The sequence below is a fragment of the Winogradskyella poriferorum genome, from assembly GCF_050618035.1.
Lineage (GTDB): Bacteria > Bacteroidota > Bacteroidia > Flavobacteriales > Flavobacteriaceae > Winogradskyella > Winogradskyella poriferorum_A.
In genome coordinates this window covers 1-244 of sequence record NZ_JBODPY010000082.1, presented here as the reverse complement: position 1 = coordinate 244, position 244 = coordinate 1, and the positions used below count along the sequence as shown (strand labels likewise).

The 244-nt window shown below is 39.3% G+C and carries 1 pseudogene; it reads left to right on the top strand.

Annotation, left to right across the window (positions count from 1 at the left end):
* Positions 1–244: pseudogene (locus tag ACRHOC_RS15000) on the top strand (F0F1 ATP synthase subunit A); the annotation flags it as partial.

Below are 244 nucleotides of genomic sequence, written 5' to 3'. Positions count from 1 at the left end.
TTGCTAAGGACTCTGGCGAAGGCGAAGAAGCAGAAAAGTTCGATCCAAAAGAAATGATATTGCATCACGTAAAAGGCGCTTACGGTATGCATATAGCTACTTTAAACGAAGGCAAACAAAACGAATCACACATAACAATTCCACTTCCAGTTATTGTTTACACAAACAAGGGATTTAGTGTTTTTTCTTCCTCTGGGTTTCATCACGATTACCATGGTCATGAAATAGGTGCAAGAAACCGACA